Source organism: Cupriavidus sp. P-10 (assembly GCF_003402535.2).
Classification (GTDB): domain Bacteria; phylum Pseudomonadota; class Gammaproteobacteria; order Burkholderiales; family Burkholderiaceae; genus Cupriavidus.
The window spans coordinates 2324031-2343758 of sequence record NZ_AP025170.1; the positions used below are offsets into that span (position 1 = coordinate 2324031).

Consider the following 19728-nt stretch of genomic DNA (forward strand, 5'->3'; position numbering starts at 1 on the left):
CCGCCCGCAAGGCGCGTTGGCGGCGGCCGCTGTGGTCGGTTGCCTCTAGCGTAGTGCGAGGGTGCCGAACGTCATATCAACCAGATGGGCTAGCCGAAAACGCCAGCCAGTTGTAGACGGCTGGCGCGAAGGACGGGGCCAGCGATTTCAGCCCGGCTGCGGTCCAGCGGTGTCGGCGCGGCGCCGCTCGAGGTTGCAATACACATCGGCCGCAACCAGCCCGAACAGTGCGTGGGCGAACAGACTTTCCCATCCGCGTGCCTCGTCGAACCAGTTGAAATAGCGGCCAAATACATAGAAATTGACCAGGTAGACCGCGACGCCGAACACGATGCCGACCAGCGACGCCAGCGCCATGCTGGAATCGAGCCGGAATGACGACAAGATCATCGCCAGCACCGCCGAAAGTATGATCGACAGCGCGAAATGGACCGTGCCGGCCGACAGCACCACGGTCCAGTTGAAGGCATCGGCGGAAAGCGCTTCGCGGCCGAGGATAATGGCCGCCACCATTTTCACCGTGCCCCAGGCGCCCTGGTACATCAGGAAGCGCGCCGTCAGCAGCTCCAGCACCATGTAGACCGCGCCGGCGATCAGCCCGGCCACCACGGCGGCCCGCCAGTCCGGCGTACAGCGGACGTAGCGGTGCGAGTCCAGATGGAGTTCCATGGCAGTCTTCTCCTTGCGAGATTCCGGCCCCGCCGACTCCGGCCGGCCGTACGAGTTAGTTCTAGCTCATACCGGACAAATACCAAGCTACGCGGGCCACACGGAGTGGATCATGCATCACCAGGATGCGAGACGCACCACGCGAGTTCCCCGACGGCTTGCAGTGCCACGGGGGCAATGCTGCAACTGCGTACGTGATACAATACCGGAGCAAGTAGCCCCGGGGTGTCCGTGCATCCCTGTAACCGGGCGTTCTCACCAGCGCGCTCTTGCGAGCGTTCAGCAGCAGCCGGCGCGGGCCTTCCGCGGCGACACCAGAACTGGCGAACCACCGGGTACACCTGCCCGCCCTGCTCCGCGTAGCGAACGGCCGCCCAGGCCGTCACCGGCAGCGTCCACGCCAGGCAATCCGCATGCGCCTGGCCGAAGCGCGACCGGTATGGATCGAGTATCTGGCGCCACGCGTGGCGCCGCGCGGCAATGTCCGCGTGCGCCTGCCCCGACCGACTTCAATGGCGCGGTTCGCCAGCCATGGCGAATGTGCGTCGGTTTTGCGCCGGTTCTGCGCCGTGCCTCTGGCCGACCGAACCGGATCGGAATTTTTGATAACCAAACCCAGCCTTCGCGGGCTGCCGAAAGGAAAACAGATTGGCTAAGGAAGAACTCATTGAATTTGGCGGCGTGGTGTCGGAAGCCCTGCCTGACAACCGCTATCGTGTCACGCTGGAAAACGGCGTGGAAATCTGGGCATACGCTTCGGGCAAGATGCAGAAGCACCGCATCCGCATCCTGGCCGGCGACCGCGTCACCCTGGAAATGTCGCCCTACGACCTGACCAAGGGCCGCATCAACTTCCGCCACAAGTCCTGAGTCTTCGCACGGCCGGAGTTGCCGCTCCCGCCGTTACAAGTGGATTCCGGGGCGTCGCAGACGCGCTGTCATGCAGCTGACACCGCGCCCGGACACACTTGCGGGCTGCCCGACGGGCGGCCCGATTTCGTTTACGGTCATTGACGGCACCTGGCCGTCCGCTCGCGCCCGCTTGCGCCAGTCAGGCAGCTTCACCATACTCGAAGCATCACCACCGCCACGCCCGACATGAACCTGATCCTCTGGCGCCACGCCGAAGCCGAAGACCTCCCCGACGCCCTCAGCCTGAGCCGCCACGCCGACCTGCAGCGGCCGTTGACGCGCCGGGGCCGCAAGCAGGCGGAGACCTCCGCCAGATGGCTGCGCGCGCATCTGCCGGCGGATACCCGCGTGCTGTGCAGCCCCGCCGTACGCACCCGCGAGACGGCGGCGGCGCTGACAGGTGACGCGCAGATCGTCGAGGCGCTAGCCCCCGGCGCCGACGTCAGCGCGGTCCTCGCCGCGGTCCAATGGCCCGAACGCACCGAGCACGTGGTGGTGGTCGGGCACCAGCCATGGATCGGCCGCGTCGCCAGCCTGCTTCTGGCCGGCAACGAGATGGACTGGAGCGTGCGCAAGGCAGGCATCTGGTGGCTGACTGGACGGACTCGCGAAAGCGAGGCGCAGACCGTGCTGCGTGCCGTCATCAACCCCGAATTCCTCTGACGCAGCCCAGGCATTTCCGACTTCGCCATGCGCAGCCGGCTCGCGCGAGCCGGCCGCAGGCCGTGGCATGGCCGGCATCATTGCGCCTGCAAAATCTGAAATAGCTGATGGCAGCCGGAATCTCCGCTCCCTAGAGTCGCTACGGCGCCGCCCCCTGGCCGCGCCGCCCTAGCCATGCCAGGCATGGGCATCGACTGCAGGTGTCACGGAGATTTCCCATGGATTGCCCGTCGGATCCCCATCGTCCCCGCCAACCCGCCGGCGCGCCGGCAGCCCCGTCCCCAGAACCAGTCCGGCCGTGCAACATCGCCACCGGCACCGGCAACCCGGCGGACGTCACGGAAGCGTCATCGGCGGGTCACGGCACTGTCACCGCGCCTCACTACATTGCATCGCAACAGTTTCGTCACCAAAAGGACATACTGATGCGAGACCTCCCCACGCCGACCCAGCCGCTTTTCGACTCCTTGCCCAATGGCCTCGGTGGCCAGACGGCGCGGAGCCGTCTTCATCGCCAATCGGATAAGGCAAGTGAGTCGCCTGCTCTCAGCGTGGCGTGGGCGCGCCACCAGGACGAAGTAGTCGAGGCGCAGCGCCTGCGCTACAAGGTGTTCGCCGAAGAGATGGGCGCGCGCCTGACGTCTTCGGTGCCCGAGCTGGACATCGACATGTTCGATGCCTACTGCGACCACCTGATCGTGCGCGACATGGCCACGCTGCGTGTGGTCGGCACCTACCGCGTGCTGCCACCGCACCAGGCCAAGCGCCTGGGCTGCCTGTACGCGGAATCGGAATTCGACCTGGTGCGCCTTTCCCACCTGCGCCCCAAGATGCTGGAGCTGGGCCGCTCCTGCGTGCACCGCGACTACCGCTCGGGCAGCGTCATCATGGCGCTGTGGGGCGGGCTGGGCGAGTACCTGCAGCGCTGGGGCATCGAGTCGATGCTGGGCTGCGCCAGCGTGCCGATGAGCGACGGCGGCCACTATGCGGCCAGCCTGCACCGGCTGTTCAGCGAGCGCTACCTGGCACCGATCGAATACCACGCCTTTCCGCGCCTGCCGCTGCCGGTCGAGGACCTGAACCAGCAGCTCGAGGTCGAGCCGCCCGCGCTGATCAAGGGCTACCTGCGCCTCGGGGCGAAGATCTGCGGCCAGCCGGCCTGGGATCCGGACTTCAACGTGGCCGACTTCCTGACACTGCTGCGCGTGAACGACATGAACCCGCGCTATGCCCGCCACTTCCTCGGCCTGACCCAGGGCGGCTGAACCAAACCGGCTTAACCAGGCCGGCTGAACCAGGCCGCCTGAGCGGCGGCCCCCTTCCTCCGCGCTCAGCCGCGCGTCAGTCGTAGATGACCTTGTAGCGCTTGCCGATCCGCTGCCATTCGTCGGCCTCCTGGGCGAGGCTGTATTCGATCAGCGGATTGGCATCGATCCACATCTTGGGCAGGCGCACCTCGAAGCCCTCGTCGAGCGCCTCGGCCAGCTGGCTGACGCGGATATCGGGCAACCCGACGTCCGAACGGCGCCGGCACAGCACGAAGGCCAGGCGCAGGCTGAACAGCATGCGCCAGTCGACGAACTTGCCGCTGCCCGACAGCTTGCCGAGCTTGCCCGCATGCCCCAGCAACAGCGTGGCCAGGCGCGCCTGATCGGTCTTGGAGAAGCCGGGCATGTCCGCATGCGTGGCGATATACGCCGAATGCTTGTGGTAGCCGCTGTGCGAGATCGACATGCCGATCTCATGCAGGCTGGCGGCCCAGCCCAGCAGCGCCAGGTTGTCTTCGCGCCGTTCATTGGCGGGATCCGGGAAGTGTGACAGCAGGGCCTGCGCGCTGCCACGCACGCGCCCTGCCTGGGCGCGGTCGACGCCGTAGCGGCGCATGAACTGATCGACCGTGACGGTGCGCATATCCTCGTGGTGGCTGCGCCCCAGCAGGTCATAGAGCACGCCCAGGCGCAGCGCGCCGTCGGTCACATCCATGCGGTCGATGTCGAGTTCGGCGAACACGCCCAGCATGATCGACAACCCGCCCGGCAGCACCGGGATGCGGTCCGCCTTCAGGCCGGTGAGCTTGACCCGGTTGGTGTTCTCGGCCTTGACCAGCGCGCGCTTCAGGCGCTCCAGCCCTTCGCGCGTGATGCCATGGTCGGCCGGGTTGTCATTCATGCCGTTGAGCTCGATCAGCTCGGCCAGTGCGCGCGCCGTGCCCGACGAACCGACCGCCTGCTCCCAGCCGGCGGCGCGGTACTGGCGCACCAGCACCTGGATCTCACGCCGCGCGGCCAGCTCGGCCTGCTTCATCGCGTATTCGTCGACATTGCCACTGGGGAAGAACTGCCGGCTGTGCGATACGCAGCCGATGTACAGGCTCTCCATCAGCTTGGACTGGTAGCCGCTGCCGATGATGAATTCGGTCGAGCCGCCGCCGATGTCCACCACCAGCCGGTTGCCCTGGCAGGCCGGCGCATCGTGCGAGGCACCCAGGTAGATCAGCCGCGCTTCTTCCCGCCCGGCAATGACTTCGATCGGGAAGCCGAGCGCGTTCTCGGCCTCGATCAGGAACTCCGACGCGTTCTTGGCCACGCGCAGCGTATTGGTGGCGACCGCGCGCACCTGGTTCGGTGCGAAGTCGCGCAGGCGGTCGCCGAAGCGCCGCAACGCATCGATGCCGCGGCGGCGCGCGGGCTGGTCAAGGTATTTGTCGGGCGTCAGGCCAGCCGCAAGCCGCACCGGCTCGCGCAGGGCGTCGACCTGGAAGATCTGGCTCGCCGGGCCATTGGCGGTGGTGGTCTCGTCCACCCGCCCGATCATCAGGCGGAAGCTGTTCGAGCCCATGTCGACGGCGGCGAGCAGGTGTGGAGTGTCGTTCATCGTGTGCCTGGAGGGCTGGTTCGCTTGGATGTTGCGTGGCTCGGCCGGGGCACTGCCGGGTGCCCCGGTGCCGGCGCTCGCGCCCCGGAAAAATATGTCCTTGTCATGTCATCCTCATGACAAAATCAAACTGTCATGAAAGTGACACGATTCTATGGAAAAGTCGCCACATTACCAAAAGAAGGTCATGACCATGTCGACGACACCGTCCAGCACGCTGCTCAATCGCGAGCTGGGCATTCTGGAATTCAATGCCCGCGTGCTGGCGCAAGCCGCGGACCCCAAGGTACCGCTTCTGGAGCGCCTGAAGTTTATCTGCATCGTGTCCAGCAACCTGGACGAGTTCTTTGAAATCCGCATGGCGGGCCTGAAGGAACAGATGCGCGACAACGCGTCGGGGCTGACGCCGGACGGACTGTCCTTCCAGCAGGCTTACCAGCTTGTCACCGAGCGCACGCAGCGGCTTGTTGCTTCGCAGTATGACATGCTGCAGAACACCATTTTTCCACTTCTTGAAAAAGAAGGTGTCTTTTTCCACCTGACCACGACCTGGACCGACGCGCAGCGCGAATGGGCGCGCGAGTTCTTCCAGCGCGAGCTGGCACCGGTGCTGACGCCGATCGCGCTGGACCCCGCCCACCCCTTCCCGCGCGTGCTCAACAAGAGCCTGAATTTCGTGGTGGAGCTGTCCGGCAAGGATGCCTTCGGCCGCGAGGCCGATCTCGCCATCGTGCAGGCGCCGCGCGCGCTGCCGCGCGTGGTGAAGATGCCGGAGAAGCTGTCGGGCTACCCGTTCGGCTTCGTGATGCTGTCGTCGTTCATGCAGGGCTTCGTGCACGAGCTGTTCCCGGCGATCGCGGTGCACGGCTGCTACCAGTTCCGTGTCACGCGCAACTCCGACCTGTTCGTTTCCGAAGACGAAATCACCGACCTGCGCGAAGCGCTGCAGGGCGAACTGCCGACGCGCCATTTCGGCGACACGGTGCGGCTGGAGGTGTCCTCCGATACCCCGATGCCGCTGGCGCGCCGGCTGCTGCTGGAGTCGGGCCTGAGCGAGCAGGACCTGTACCGTGTCTCCGGCCCGGTGAACCTGGTGCGGCTGATGCAGATCCCCGACATGGTCGATCGCCCCGCCCTCAAGTACCCGCCTTATGTGCCGGCGCCCGTGAAGGCCTTCGCCAGCGGCATGTCGATGTTCGACGTGATGCGCCAGCAGGACGTGCTGCTGCACCACCCGTACGAGAGCTTCAGCTCGGTGCTCGACCTGCTGCAGCTGGCGGCCGCGGATCCCAACGTGGTCGCGATCAAGCAGACCGTCTACCGCACCGGCAACGAGTCGCTGGTGATGGAAGCGCTGATGACCGCCGCGCGCAACGGCAAGGAAGTCACCGTGGTGGTGGAACTGCTCGCGCGCTTCGACGAAGAGACCAACATCAACTGGGCCGAGCGGCTGGAATCGGCCGGTGCGCACGTGATCTACGGCGTGGTCGGCCACAAGTGCCACGCCAAGATGCTGCTGATCGTGCGGCGCGAGCCGACCGGCCCCAAGGCCAAGCAGGTCAAGCTGCGCCGCTATGCGCATCTGGGCACGGGCAACTACCATCCGCGCACCGCGCGCCTCTATACCGACTTCGGGCTGCTGACCGCCGATGAGGCGATCTGCGAAGACGTGCACCACGTGTTCCAGCTGCTGACCGGCACCGCCGGCACGATCCGGCTGAACCACCTGTGGCAGTCGCCGTTCACCATGCAGACCAACCTGGTCGAGCATATCCGCGCCGAAGCCCGCAACGCGCGCGCCGGCAAGCCGGCCCGGATCATCGCCAAGATGAATGCCCTGCTGGAGGCGTCGATCATCGACGAGCTCTACAAGGCCTCGCGCGCGGGGGTGAAGATCGACCTGATCGTACGCGGCGTCTGCGCGCTGATGCCGGGCGTGCCGGGCATGTCCGAGAACATCTCGGTGCGTTCGGTCGTCGGGCGGTTCCTGGAACACCATCGCGTCTATTATTTCCGCGCGGGCGGCGAAGAGGTGCTGTACCTGTCCAGCGCCGACTGGATGGATCGCAACCTGTTCCGCCGCGTCGAGGTGGCCTTCCCCGTGCTGGACAAGGCGCTGAAGGCGCGCGTGATCAAGGAAAGCCTGCAGGTCCACCTGCGCGACAATGCTTCCGCGTGGATCATGCAGCCGGACGGCAACTACGTGCGCAAGCAGACGCGGTCCAAGCATCCGCGTGTCAGCCAGAACGACATGCTGGTGATGTTCGGCGGCAATCCGTGAATCCCTGCCGAAAAGCAACAAGCCCCGCCGCGGCGGGGCTTGTTGCTTTGGCGGACCGGTGAGGCAAACCGCTCAGGCGGCCCGGCGTGACGAATCCGGTGCCTGCGGCGATGCCGGCACGGCGGCGGACGCGTCGCTCAGGGTGCGCACGCTGCGCTCCAGCGGGAAGATGATGCGGAACACGCTGCCGCGCCCTTCCTCGCTGGTCACGCGCAGGTCGGCATGGTGGCGCGACAGCACGTGCTTGACGATGGCCAGGCCCAGTCCGGTGCCGCCAGTATCGCGCGAGCGGCTGCGGTCGACGCGATAGAAGCGCTCGGTCAGCCGCGGGATATGTTCGGCGCCGATGCCGAGGCCGGTATCGGCTACCGAGAAGACGGCATGGCCCTCTTCCCAGCCCAGTCGCAGCGAAATGCGCCCACCTTCCGGCGTGTAGCGCACTGCGTTGGACACCAGGTTGCCCAGCGCCGACAACAGCTCGGTCTCGGCGCCGCGGAATCCCACCGTGGGGTCGATCTCGGCCGCAATCTTGTGCCGGCCTTGCGACAGCGCCTCGGCATCATGCATCAGGTGCGCCACCATCGCCTGCACGGCCACCATGTCGTTGCCCGGCGGCTGCGCATCGCTCTCCAGCTTGGCCAGCGCCAGCAGGTCCTCGACGATGCTCTGCATGCGCATCGACTGCACCAGCATCATGTCGATATAGCGGCGGCGATCCTCTTCCGAAACCGGCAGGTCGCGCACGGTTTCCAGGAAACCGGTCAGCACCGTCAGCGGCGTCTTGAGCTCATGCGAGACGTTGGCGACGAAGTCGCGGCGCATCGATTCGGTGTTTTCCAGCTTGGTGATGTCCTGCGTGATCACCAGCTTGCGGTTGTCGCCATAGGGCAGTATCTGCACCGCGATCACGCTGTGCTTGTGCTCGCCCATGTCGCGCATCAGCAGCGGATCGTCGAAGCGCTGCCGCGTCAGGTAGTGCACGAATTCGGGCCGACGGATCAGGTGCGTGATGCGCTGGCGCACGTCGCGCCGCGCGTTCAGGCCGAAGTGCTGCTCGGCCACGTCGTTGCACCATTCGATCTGGTCGGCGTCGTCCAGCATCAGCACGCCGTTGGGCGAGGCCTGGATCGCCTGGATAAAGCGGGTGTGCTGCTGCTCAACCTGCAGTACCTGCGTGCGCCAGCGCTTGACCAGCCGGTGCAGCCGGTAATACACCTCGCCCCACAGGCCCACGGCGCTCGGGATCTCGCCGTAGACCGGCGCGTCCAGCACTTTCCACAGGCGGTTGATCTGGTAGAGGTAGAAGCAAAGCAGCCCGAGCAGCACGACGCACGAGAGTGCCAGCGCGGCGACCGGGCCAAAGGCCAGGTAGACGCCGGCGGACACCACCAGCAGGCTGATCAGGATGGCCACGGAGCGGGCCCAGATGACATTCATGCGCAGGGTTCAGGCTCTAGCGGCCATTGCGTGGCCGCACGGGTTGCGACGGAGTGTGCCACGGATTCGCCGCGCCCTGCCAGCAGCGTGGGTTGTAGCGCGGGGTGGAATGGCGCCGCCCCGCGCCGCCGGCCGTTCAGGCGCCGGGAGAGCGCGCGAGGCGGTAGCCGCTGCCGCGCACGGTTTCGATCATGTTGCTGTAGCCACCGGGGGTGAGCGCTGCGCGCAAACGCTTGATATGCACGTCGACGGTGCGCTCTTCAACAAAGACGTGGTCGCCCCAGACCTGGTCGAGCAGTTGCGAACGGCTGTGCACGCGCTCCGGATGCGTCATCAGGAAGTGCAGCAGGCGGAACTCGGTCGGCCCCAAGTCGAGCTTGATCGGGCCGCTGTCGTCCTGGCCGGTAACGCGGTGCGTGGCCGGATCCAGCCGCAGGCCGTTGATGGCCACCACGTCGTCGGTCAGCTGTGGCGCACGGCGGCGCAGCACGGCCTTGATGCGGGCCAGCAATTCCTTGGGCGAAAACGGCTTGGTGACGTAGTCGTCGGCGCCGGCCTCCAGGCCCATCACCTTGTCCTGCTCCTCGCCGCGGGCGGTCAGCATGATGATCGGGATCTGGCGGGTGCGGTCGTTGGCCCGCAGCTCCTTGGCGAAGGTCGCGCCCGACTTGCCCGGGAGCATCCAGTCCAGCAGCACCAAGTCGGGCAGCACGTCGCTCATCAGCGACAGCGCCTGCTCGGCGTTATAGGCCCGGATCGGATAGTGCCCCGCGTGCTGCAGGTTGACGGCGATCAGTTCGGCGATCGCCGGTTCGTCTTCGACAACGAGAATACTACTCGGCATGTGTATCGTTCTCCGCAATCAGCCCGTTCAACTCAGCGCCTCGCGCTCCATGTCCTCGCGCGAGACATGGCGGACATCCGTCCCCTTGACGATGTAGATAATAAACTCCGCGATATTCTTGGCGTGGTCGCCGATACGCTCCACCGCCTTGGCGATAAAGAGGAAATCCAGCGCGACCGAGATGGTACGCGGATCTTCCATCATGTAAGTGATCAGCTTGCGCACGAAACCGCGGAATTCCTCGTCGATGGCCTTGTCGTCCTTGACGATACGCGCCGCCGCCACGGTGTCCAGGCGGGCAAAGGCATCCAGCGCCTGGCGCAGCAGCGAGATCGCCATCTCGCCCGACAGCTTCACCTCGGCATAGTTGATGCTGTGCGCCGACGCGTCTTCCATGATGTGCTTGGTGCGCTTGGCGATCTTCTCGGCCTCGTCGCCGGCGCGTTCCAGGTTGGTGATGGTCTTGGAAATGGCCATCACCAGGCGCAGGTCGCGCGCGGTCGGCTGGCGCCGGGCGATGATGTTGCCGCAATCGGCATCGATCTCGACTTCCAGCGCGTTGAGCTGCTGCTCGCGCGTGATGACCTGGTCGGCCAGGTCGGCGTCGAAGTCGGCAAGCGCGCGCATGGCAACTTCGATCTGCGACTCGACCAGCCCGCCCATCTGCAGCAGCTTGGTATTGATCGCATTGAGGTCGGCGTCGAACTGGGTCGACAGGTGCTTGTCAGTCATGGGTTTCTCCTGGCTGCTATGGGTATGCTAGTCCCTGCCCTGCTTTTCAGTCCTGGCATCAACCGAAACGGCCGGTGATGTAGTCTTCCGTTTCCTTGCGGTGCGGCTTGATGAAGATCTTCTCGGTCTCGCCAAACTCGATCAGCTCGCCCAGGTACATGTAGGCGGTGTAGTCCGAGCAGCGCGCGGCCTGCTGCATGTTGTGGGTCACGATCACCACGGTGTACTCGTCCTTCAGCTCGGCGATCAGCTCTTCGATGCGGCCGGTGGAAATCGGGTCCAGCGCCGAGCACGGCTCGTCGAGCAGCAGCACTTCCGGGCGGATGGCGATGCCGCGCGCGATGCACAGGCGCTGCTGCTGGCCGCCGGACAGGCCGTAGCCCGACTGGTGCAGCTTGTCCTTGGCCTCGTTCCACAGCGCCGCCTTGGTCAGCGCCCATTCCACGCGGTCGTCCATTTCCGAGCGCGACAGCTTCTCGAACAGGCGCACGCCGAAGGCGATGTTGTCGTAGATGGACATCGGGAACGGCGTCGGCTTCTGGAACACCATGCCGACCTTGGCGCGCAGCAGCGCGATGTCCTGCTTGGCGGTCAGCAGGTTTTCGCCGTCCATGTTGATCTCGCCCTCGGCCCGCTGCTCGGGGTAGAGCGCGTACATCTTGTTGAACGTACGCAGCAGCGTCGACTTGCCGCAGCCCGACGGGCCGATAAAGGCGGTGACCTTGCGGTCGGGGATCGACATGTTGATGTTCTTCAGCGCATGGAACTGGCTGTAGTAGAAGTTCAGGTTGCGCACGTCGATCTTGGCGCGTACCGAATCAGGAATGTCGATGACGGTGGAGGTCATTGCGTTCTCTCGCTTGCAGTCAGCTTGCAGTCTTCAGGGCGGAACGTGGGATTGTCGTCCCGCCGCTTATCTCTTCTTGAACAGGATGCGCGCCAGGATATTCAGGGCCAGCACGCCGATCGTAATCAGGAACACGCCCGCCCAGGCCAGTTGCTGCCATTCGGTGAATGGGCTCATGGCGAAGCGGAAGATGGTCACCGGCAGGTTGGCCATCGGCTTGTTCAGGTCGGAGGTCCAGAACTGGTTGGACAGCGCGGTGAACAGCAGCGGCGCGGTTTCACCGGCGATACGCGCGACCGCCAGCAATACGCCCGTCACAATGCCGGCGTACGATGACTTCACCGTAATCGACAGCACCATCTTCCACTTGGGCGTGCCCAGGGCGAAGGCCGCTTCACGCAGCGCGTTGGGCACCAGGTTCAGCATGTTTTCGGTGGTGCGCACCACGATCGGGATCTGCAGCAGCGCCAGCGCGCAGATGCCGGCCCAGCCCGAGAAGTGGCCCATGCGGGTCACCACCAGCGCGTAGACAAAGAGGCCGATCACGATCGACGGCGCCGACAGCAGGATGTCGTTGATGAAGCGGATGAAGCTGGCCAGCGGCGAGCTCTTGCCGTATTCAGCCAGGTAGATGCCGGCCAGGATGCCCAGCGGCGTGCCGAACAGCGTGGCCATGCCCACCATCACGAAGCTGCCGAAGATGGCATTGGCGAGGCCGCCGCCAGCGGTGTTGGGCGCCGGGGTCATCTGCGTGAACAGGTCCAGCGACAGGCCGCCGACGCCCAGCGTGACGGTGGTCCACAGGATCCACGCCAGCCAGAACAGGCCGAAGGCCATGGCGACCAGCGAGGCGGTCAGTGCATAGAGGTTGGTGCGACGCCGGCGCGCCTGCAGCCGGGCGCGCACGGCGTCGGCGTCGGGACGGACGGCGGGGATCGATACAGACGACACGGCTTGGCTCGCGTGGCTCATTTGGTTCCCTCATTCTTTGCCAGTCGCAGCAGCAACAGCTTGGACAGCGCCAGCACCACGAAGGTGATGAAGAACAGGATCAGGCCCAGCTCCATCAGCGCAGCGGTGTGCAGGCCGGCGCCGGCTTCGGCGAACTCGTTGGCCAGCGCCGAGGTGATGCTGTTGCCCGGCGAGAACAGCGACGCGCTGTCCAGCAGGTTGGTATTGCCGATCACGAAGGTGACGGCCATGGTCTCGCCCAGCGCACGGCCCAGGCCCAGCATCACGCCGCCGATGACGCCGGCGCGGGTGTAGGGCAGCACCACGTTCCACATCACTTCCCAGGTGGTGCAGCCCACGCCGTAGGCGGATTCCTTGAGCAGCACCGGGGTGACTTCGAACACGTCGCGCATCACCGAGGCGATGTACGGGATGATCATGATCGCCAGGATCACGCCCGCGCACAGCAGGCCGATGCCCAGCGGCGCGCCCTGGAACAGCTTGCCGATCACCGGCAGCTGGCCCACCGTGGCGGCCAGCGGCTTCTGGAAATATTCGCCGAAGATCGGCGCGAACACGAGCAGGCCCCACATGCCATACACGATCGACGGCACCGCGGCCAGCAGTTCGATGGCGGTGCCGAGCGGGCGGCGCAGCCAGGCGGGTGACAGCTCGGTCAGGAACAGTGCGATGCCGAAGCTCACCGGCACCGCGATGATCAGCGCGATCAGCGAGGTCACGATGGTGCCGTAGATGGGCACCAGCGCGCCGTAGACATCGGCGGGTGGATCCCACTCCGCGGTCCACAGGAAGCGCGCGCCAAAGGTCTGGATCGAGGGCCAGGCGCTGATCGCCAGCGAGACGATGATGCCGCCCAGCAGCAGCAGCGTCACGATGGCGGCGCCGCGCGTGAGGCCGCCGAACAGGATGTCGCCGAGCCGGCTTGGAGGCTGCACGCCGCGGGTGTCGGAGGGGATGGTCGCCATGTCGGAGAATTCAGGTTGGATCGCCGCTCCCGCCTGGGCGGGAGCGCGGTGTCCGGGCGAGAGTCAGGCCGCCCGGACACCGGCCCCGCGCTCGCACGGGGCCGGCGATGCCGTCAGATCAGTACAGCGCCTTGCCCGAGGCGTCCTTGACGATGGTCTTCCAGGTCGTGCGGATCTGGTTGACGACGTTTTCCGGCAGCGGTACGTAGTCCAGGTCGGCAGCCATGCCGGTGCCATTCTTGTAGGCCCAGTCGAAGAACTTCAGCACTTCGGCACCCTGCGCCGGCTTGTCCTGGTTCTTGTGGACCAGGATGAAGGTGGCGCCGGCGATCGGCCATGCATCCTTGCCCGGCTGGTTGGTCAGGATCTGGTAGTAGCTCTTGCTCCAGTCCGCGCCGGCGGCGGCTGCCTTGAAGGCATCGTCGCCCGGCTTGACCACGGCACCCGACGCGTTCTTCATGTTCACGTGGGTCATCTTGTTCTGCTTGGCGTAGGCGTACTCGACGTAGCCGATGGCACCATTCAGGCGCTGCACGAAGGCGGCCACGCCCTCGTTGCCCTTGCCGCCGGTGCCGCCGCCCGGCCAGTTGACCGTGGTGCCCTCGCCGACCGAGCCCTTCCAGTCAGCGCTGACCTTGGACAGGTAGTTGGTGAAGATGAAGGTGGTGCCCGAGCCGTCGGCACGGCGCACCGGCAGGATGTCCTGGCTCGGCAGCTTGGCTTGCGGGTTCAGCGCCTTGATCGCGGGGTCGTCCCACTTCTTGATCTTGCCCAGGTAGATGTTGGCCAGCACCTCGCCGGTGATGGTCAGCTCGCCCGGCTTCACGCCTTGCAGATTGATCACCGGCACCACGCCGCCGATCACGGTCGGGAACTGGACCAGGCCCTGCTTGCTCAGTTCCTCGTCCTTCAGCGGCGCGTCAGAGGCGCCGAAATCGACCGTCTTGGCGCCGATCTGCTTGATGCCGCCCGACGAGCCGATGGATTGATAGTTGACCTTGTTGCCCGTTGCTTTGTTATATGCGTCGGCCCACTTGGAATAGACGGGCGCCGGGAAGGAAGCGCCTGCACCGGTAATTTCCGCCGCGAACGCAGTACCCGCTACGACCATCGAAACGATGCCTGCCACGGCAGTCTTGACCAGCTTCATATGTCCTCCAGAGAACATTGGTTGGGAATGACAAATTTTTGACAAGACGAACTCTAAGCTCCCTATATGACAATTCCATGACATCTTTGAATCTTCTTGAAACCCGCTGCCAGCCTGGGTTTCAAGGCGCCATCGAACTGTCACGCGGTCGCAATGTTACGGCAGTTAATTGCAAAACAGCATAAAAAAACGCCGGGATCAACCCGGCGTTTGCGCTTCAGGTGCGACGAATCAGGCGCTCAGCGCATCGGCCAGCGTCTTCGCGGCGCGTTCGGCCATCTCGGCCTGCTCGGCCTCCACCATCACCCTCACCACAGGCTCGGTGCCGGAGGCGCGGATCAGCACCCGGCCTCGGCCTTCAAGTGCCGGCTCGACCGCGGCGCGCGCGGCCTTCAGGCCGGCGTGCGACTGCCAGTCGAAGCCTTTCTGCACGCGCACGTTGATCAGCGTCTGAGGGAACAGCGCGACACCTTCCAGCAGTTGTGCCAGCGTCTTGCCGCTGCGGCGCAGTGCGGCCAGCACCTGCAGCGCCGAGACAATGCCGTCACCGGTGCTGTGGCGATCGAGGCACAGCAGGTGGCCGGACCCCTCCCCGCCCAGTGTCCACTTGCGCTTGTTCAGCTCTTCCAGCACATAGCGGTCGCCAACCTTGGCGCGCACGAATTCAACGCCCTGGCGCTGCAGCGCCAGCTCCACCGCCATATTGGTCATCAACGTGCCCACCGCGCCCGGCACGACCTGGCCGTTGGCCTGCCGGTCGCGCACGATCAGATACAGCAGCTCGTCGCCGTTATATAGGCGGCCGTCGGCGTCCACCACCTGCAGCCGGTCCGCGTCGCCATCGAAGGCCAGGCCCAGGTCGGCACCGTTGGCCTTGACCGCCTCGATCAGCCTGGCGGGCGCGGTGGCGCCATAGCCTGCGTTGATATTGCGGCCGTCCGGCTGGTTGCCGATCGAGACCACGTCGGCACCCAGCTCGTGGAAGACGTGCGGCGCGATGTGGTAGGCGGCGCCATGGGCGCAATCGACCACCAGCTTCAGGCCGTGCAGGTCCTGCTCGTGCGGGAAGGTACTCTTGCAGAACTCGATGTAGCGGCCCGGTGCGTCGTTGATGCGGCGGGCGCGGCCAAGGTCGTCGGAGGGTGCGCACAGCATCGGCTCGTCGATGGCGGCCTCGATCTCGGCCTCGACCGCGTCAGGCAGCTTGTCACCGTCGGCGGAAAAGAACTTGATGCCGTTGTCATAGTACGGGTTGTGGCTGGCCGAGATCACCACGCCGGCCGACAGGCGCAGCGCGCGCGTCAGGTAGGCAATGCCCGGCGTAGGCAGCGGCCCGGTCAGCAGCACATGCACGCCGGCCGAAGTAAAGCCGGCTTCCAGTGCGGCTTCGAGCATATAGCCGGAAATGCGGGTGTCCTTGCCGATCAGCACGGTCGGACGGCCCTGCCCCGTCCTGGCGCCGTGCGCCAGCACCTTGCCGGCGGCATGGCCCAGGCGCATCACGAAGTCGGGGGTGATCGGCGCCTCGCCAACGCGCCCCCGGATGCCATCAGTCCCGAAATACTTGCGTGTCATTCGCTGTTCCCTTTCGTTCTGTTTGCGTTGCGCTGCCTGGCGCTCTGCGGCGCCTGGCTTGCGTAGACATTGGCGGCTCAGCCCGCCGCGACGGACTCGTTGCGCACGGCCCACCAGGTCTTCACCGCGTCCACGGTCTGTTCCACATCATGCACGCGTACGATAAACGCACCGCGCTCTACCGCACACACCGCGGCAGCAATACTGGCTGCAATTCGTTGCTGCGGTGGGCGGCCGCCCAGGATCGTGCCCAGCGTGGACTTGCGCGAGATCCCCGCCAGTACCGGCAGCCCTTCGACCGCCACCCGCGGCAACTGGCCGAGCAGGCGCAGATTATGATCCGGCGTCTTGCCGAAGCCAAACCCCGGATCGAGGGATATGCGGGCGTCATCGATGCCGGCGGCGCGCAGCACGGCAATGCGCTCGGCCAGGAAGTCCGCCACCTCGCCGACCACATCGTCATAGTGCGGGTCTTCCTGCATGGTCTGCGGATCGCGCTGCATGTGCATCACGCATAGCCCGGCCTGCCCCGCCTCCGGCGCCGCCAGTGCCTCCACCGCGCCCGGCATGCGGAAGCCCCAGATATCGTTGATGAGATCCGCGCCGGCCGCAAGCGCGGCGCGCATGACCTCGGGCTTGTAAGTGTCGATCGACAGCGGCTTGCCACAGTCGCGCAATGCCTCGACTACCGGGATCACGCGCGCCAACTCATCCTCGAGCGGCAATGCGGCCGAGCCCGGCCGGCTGGATTCGCCACCGATGTCGATGATGTCCACGCCCTCCGCGAGCATCTGCTCGGCGTGGCGCACGGCGGCATTGCGACTGGCGTGCTGGCCGCCGTCCGAGAAGGAGTCGGGCGTAACGTTGAGGATGCCCATCACGAGCGGGCGCTGGTCGAGCGCAAAGCGGAAGCGTCCGCACTGGAAATACCGGGTCTGTGGAGTTTGCTGCAAGGTCTGAATACTCAAGAAAGCGATGCGCGAACCCGGTCGCGCAAAAGGAAAAGCCGGTGCACCAGGCACCGGCTTCAGGGTCATGCACTTACAGCCAGCATGCAGGCGTCGTCAGTCTGACGAGCCGGGCAATCAGGCCGTGGCAGGCGCGTTCGTCGGCGCCACCGGCGAGCCGCCCGAAGGCGTGCTGCCACCACCGTTGGGGCCCGATGCGCTGCGCGGCGGGCGCGGAGGCTTGCCGGCCATGATGTCGTTGACCTGGTCGGCATCGATGGTTTCCCACTCCATCAGCGCGTTGGTCATGGCTTCGACCTTGTCGCGGTTATCTTCGAGCAGGCGCTTGGCCAGCGCGTATTGCTCGTCGATGATGCGGCGGATCTCGGCGTCGACCTTCTGCTGCGTGGCTTCCGACACGGTCTTGGAAGACAGCTTGCCGAACATGCCATCCTGCTCGGTGTCCACGTAGACCATGGCGCCAAGCGAATCGCTCATGCCGAAGCGGGTCACCATGTCACGGGCGATCTTGGTGGCACGCTCGAAGTCGTTGGACGCCCCGGTGCTCATGGCGTTGAGGAAGACTTCTTCCGCCGCCCGGCCGCCGAAGAGGATCGCGACCTCTTCCAGCATGCTGTCCTTGTACTTCGAATACTTGTCATGCTCCGGCAGCTGCCAGGTCACGCCCAGCGCCCAGCCACGCGGCATGATGGTGACCTTGTGCACCGGGTCGGCCTTGGGCAGCAGCTTGGCAACCACCGCATGACCGGACTCGTGGTAAGCCGTGGCACGGCGCTCTTCCTCGCGCATGACCGTCGACTTGCGCTCCGGACCCATGTAGATCTTGTCCTTGGCGTCCTCGAAGTCCTGCATGTCGACCACGCGCTTGTTGCGGCGGGCGGCAAACAGGGCAGCTTCGTTGACCAGGTTGGCCAGGTCAGCGCCCGAGAAGCCCGGGGTACCACGCGCGATCACCGAGGCATCGACGTCGTTGCCGATCGGCACCTTGCGCATGTGGACCTTCAGGATCTGCTCGCGGCCGCGGATGTCCGGCAGGCCCACGTAGACCTGGCGGTCGAAACGACCCGGACGCAGCAGCGCCTTGTCCAGCACGTCGGCACGGTTGGTCGCGGCGATCACGATCACGCCCGAGTTGGCCTCGAAGCCGTCCATCTCGACCAGCATCTGGTTCAGGGTCTGCTCGCGCTCGTCGTTGCCGCCGCCCATGCCGGCGCCACGATGGCGGCCGACCGCGTCGATTTCATCGATGAACACGATGCAGGGTGCCTGCTTCTTGGCGTTCTCGAACATGTCGCGGACACGGGCCGCGCCCACGCCGACGAACATTTCAACGAAGTCCGAACCAGAGATGCTGAAGAACGGCACCTTGGCCTCGCCGGCAATGGCACGCGCCAGCAGCGTCTTGCCGGTACCCGGAGGGCCGACCAGCAGCACGCCACGCGGGATACGGCCGCCCAGCTTCTGGAACTTCTGCGGGTCCTTCAGGAAGTCGACCAGTTCGACCACTTCTTCCTTGGACTCGTCGCAGCCGGCCACGTCCTGGAACGTGACGGCGTTCTGGTTCTCGTCGATCAGGCGCGCGCGCGACTTGCCGAATGAGAATGCGCCGCCTTTCCCGCCGCCTTGCATCTGGCGCATCATGTAGAACCAGAACACGATGATCAGCAGGGTCGGTCCGAGGTAATACAGGGCCTGGACCAGCACGTTGGGTTCGTCATCCGCCTTGCCGGTCACCTGGACGCCATACTTCATCAGGTCGCCGACCATCCAGATGTCGCCCGGCGAGATGATGGTGTACTTGGCGCCTTCCTTCGGGGAGACCACCAGGTTGCGGCCCTGCACGTCGACACGCGACACCTTGCCGTTCTTGGCGTCATCCATGAACTGCGAATAGGTGACGCTGTCCTGCGCACGGGGCTTGTCGAACTGCTTGAAGACGGTAAACAAAACCAGCGCGATCACGAGCCAGATTGCCGCCTTTTGAAACAGGTTGTTATTCAAGGCCGAACTCCTTTGCAATTGCCTTGCCAACGGATAGCTGCATTGTAATGCAGCGCCCGCCCTCGGGGGGAAACAGCGAAACTATGACGCCGATAGCTGCGGGTGGGGCACTTTCGCCCTCTTATTTCGCCCTGGCCTCGATCGGGATCGATCAATCCACCGCCTTCAGGTAGCGCCCAAGGATAAAGGTTTCGGAAGATTTGTCGCGCGACGCCTTGGGCTTGCGCTTCGCGACCACTTTGAACTGCCGTTTGAACTTCTCCACGATCTGGCTGTAGCCGCTCCCGTGGAAACACTTTACCAGCAATGCGCCTTCCGGCTTCAGGTGGGCCTGAGCAAACTCAAGGGCCAGATCGCACAAGTACTCGATCCGCGCCGAATCGGCGGAGGCTACACCGGACAAATTGGGGGCCATGTCGGAGATAACAAGGTCGATTTTGTCACCGCCAGAGGCCTCCAGCACGACATCTTCGAGCTGGCGGAAGACTTCCTCCTCGCGGAAATCGCCCTGGATAAATGTGACGTCCGCGACAGACTCCATCGGCAGGATATCGATCGCCACCACCGCGCCGTCGATCTTTCCGTCCCTGGCCCGCGGTGAAGCCGCCAGCTTGTTGCGGGCGTACTGGCTCCAGCTGCCTGGCGCCGCCCCCAGGTCGACGATCACCTGGCCCGGATGGATCAGCTTGTCCTGCTCGTCAATTTCCTTGAGCTTGTATGCGGCGCGGGCACGATAGCCCTCCCGCTGCGCCATCTTCACGTAGGGGTCGTTGATGTGGTCGTGCAGCCACGAATGGTTAAACTTGTTCTTTGCCATGCCAGATCCAGCCTGTTGCCT

Annotated in this window: 18 protein-coding genes; 5 read left to right on the forward strand and 13 right to left on the reverse strand. The window is 65.2% G+C overall.

Annotated elements, in window-relative coordinates; genetic code table 11:
• Positions 1-147: 147 nt before the first annotated feature.
• Complete coding sequence (locus CTP10_RS10695) at positions 148-669, reverse strand: hypothetical protein (protein WP_116322002.1); 522 nt, start codon at positions 667-669, stop codon at positions 148-150.
• A gap of 413 nt (positions 670-1082) precedes the next feature.
• Here CTP10_RS10695 and CTP10_RS10700 point away from each other — a divergent pair, with 413 nt between their 5' ends.
• The 4 genes from CTP10_RS10700 to CTP10_RS10715 all read left to right on the forward strand — a co-directional run bounded on the left by CTP10_RS10700 (position 1083) and on the right by CTP10_RS10715 (position 3509).
• A complete protein-coding gene (locus CTP10_RS10700; protein ID WP_147316264.1) occupies positions 1083-1325 on the forward strand; it encodes a hypothetical protein in 243 nt (80 codons plus the stop codon).
• A complete protein-coding gene (gene infA / locus CTP10_RS10705; RefSeq protein ID WP_008641674.1) occupies positions 1318-1539 on the forward strand; it encodes a translation initiation factor IF-1 in 222 nt (73 codons plus the stop codon). Before CTP10_RS10700 ends, infA begins: the two co-directional genes overlap by 8 nt.
• A 228-nt stretch (positions 1540-1767) precedes the next feature.
• On the forward strand, positions 1768-2244 hold the full coding sequence (locus CTP10_RS10710) for a SixA phosphatase family protein (protein ID WP_116322001.1): 477 nt from the start codon (positions 1768-1770) through the stop codon (positions 2242-2244).
• 425 nt (positions 2245-2669) lie between these two features.
• Positions 2670-3509, forward strand: a complete 840-nt coding sequence (locus CTP10_RS10715; protein WP_116322000.1) for a GNAT family N-acetyltransferase — start codon at positions 2670-2672, stop codon at positions 3507-3509.
• Positions 3510-3585: 76 nt separating this feature from the next.
• On the opposite strand, the gene ppx is transcribed toward CTP10_RS10715, so the two are convergent.
• Positions 3586-5118: an exopolyphosphatase gene (ppx, locus tag CTP10_RS10720; protein ID WP_116321999.1), complete on the reverse strand. Its 1533-nt coding sequence runs from the start codon at positions 5116-5118 to the stop codon at positions 3586-3588.
• 154 nt (positions 5119-5272) lie between these two features.
• On the opposite strand from ppx, the gene ppk1 reads away from it, so the two are divergent.
• On the forward strand, positions 5273-7399 hold the full coding sequence (gene ppk1 / locus CTP10_RS10725) for a polyphosphate kinase 1 (protein WP_116321998.1): 2127 nt from the start codon (positions 5273-5275) through the stop codon (positions 7397-7399).
• A gap of 72 nt (positions 7400-7471) precedes the next feature.
• On the opposite strand, the gene phoR is transcribed toward ppk1, so the two are convergent.
• The 11 genes from phoR to CTP10_RS10780 all read right to left on the reverse strand — a co-directional run bounded on the left by phoR (position 7472) and on the right by CTP10_RS10780 (position 19707).
• The gene (gene phoR, locus CTP10_RS10730; protein WP_116321997.1) at positions 7472-8836 is read right to left on the reverse strand and encodes a phosphate regulon sensor histidine kinase PhoR; all 1365 of its coding nucleotides are present in this window, start codon (positions 8834-8836) and stop codon (positions 7472-7474) included.
• Between the two features lie 136 nt (positions 8837-8972).
• Positions 8973-9680, reverse strand: coding sequence for a phosphate regulon transcriptional regulator PhoB (gene phoB / locus CTP10_RS10735; RefSeq protein WP_116321996.1), 708 nt, complete (start codon positions 9678-9680; stop codon positions 8973-8975).
• A gap of 27 nt (positions 9681-9707) precedes the next feature.
• Positions 9708-10412, reverse strand: a complete 705-nt coding sequence (gene phoU / locus CTP10_RS10740; RefSeq protein ID WP_116321995.1) for a phosphate signaling complex protein PhoU — start codon at positions 10410-10412, stop codon at positions 9708-9710.
• Between the two features lie 58 nt (positions 10413-10470).
• Positions 10471-11259, reverse strand: coding sequence for a phosphate ABC transporter ATP-binding protein PstB (pstB, locus tag CTP10_RS10745; protein WP_116321994.1), 789 nt, complete (start codon positions 11257-11259; stop codon positions 10471-10473).
• 66 nt (positions 11260-11325) lie between these two features.
• Complete coding sequence (gene pstA / locus CTP10_RS10750; protein ID WP_116321993.1) at positions 11326-12231, reverse strand: phosphate ABC transporter permease PstA; 906 nt, start codon at positions 12229-12231, stop codon at positions 11326-11328.
• Positions 12228-13196: a phosphate ABC transporter permease PstC gene (pstC, locus tag CTP10_RS10755; RefSeq protein ID WP_116321992.1), complete on the reverse strand. Its 969-nt coding sequence runs from the start codon at positions 13194-13196 to the stop codon at positions 12228-12230. The genes pstA and pstC overlap by 4 nt, the downstream gene beginning before the upstream one ends.
• Before the next feature lie 118 nt (positions 13197-13314).
• Positions 13315-14346, reverse strand: a complete 1032-nt coding sequence (gene pstS / locus CTP10_RS10760) for a phosphate ABC transporter substrate-binding protein PstS (protein ID WP_116321991.1) — start codon at positions 14344-14346, stop codon at positions 13315-13317.
• Positions 14347-14577: 231 nt separating this feature from the next.
• Entirely contained in the window at positions 14578-15921 is a 1344-nt protein-coding gene (gene glmM, locus CTP10_RS10765; protein ID WP_116321990.1) for a phosphoglucosamine mutase, read from the reverse strand.
• A gap of 77 nt (positions 15922-15998) precedes the next feature.
• Positions 15999-16874, reverse strand: coding sequence for a dihydropteroate synthase (gene folP / locus CTP10_RS10770; RefSeq protein WP_116321989.1), 876 nt, complete (start codon positions 16872-16874; stop codon positions 15999-16001).
• Between the two features lie 132 nt (positions 16875-17006).
• Positions 17007-18890: an ATP-dependent zinc metalloprotease FtsH gene (ftsH, locus tag CTP10_RS10775; RefSeq protein WP_029046380.1), complete on the reverse strand. Its 1884-nt coding sequence runs from the start codon at positions 18888-18890 to the stop codon at positions 17007-17009.
• Between the two features lie 151 nt (positions 18891-19041).
• Entirely contained in the window at positions 19042-19707 is a 666-nt protein-coding gene (locus CTP10_RS10780) for an RlmE family RNA methyltransferase (RefSeq protein WP_116321988.1), read from the reverse strand.
• Positions 19708-19728: the final 21 nt, after the last annotated feature.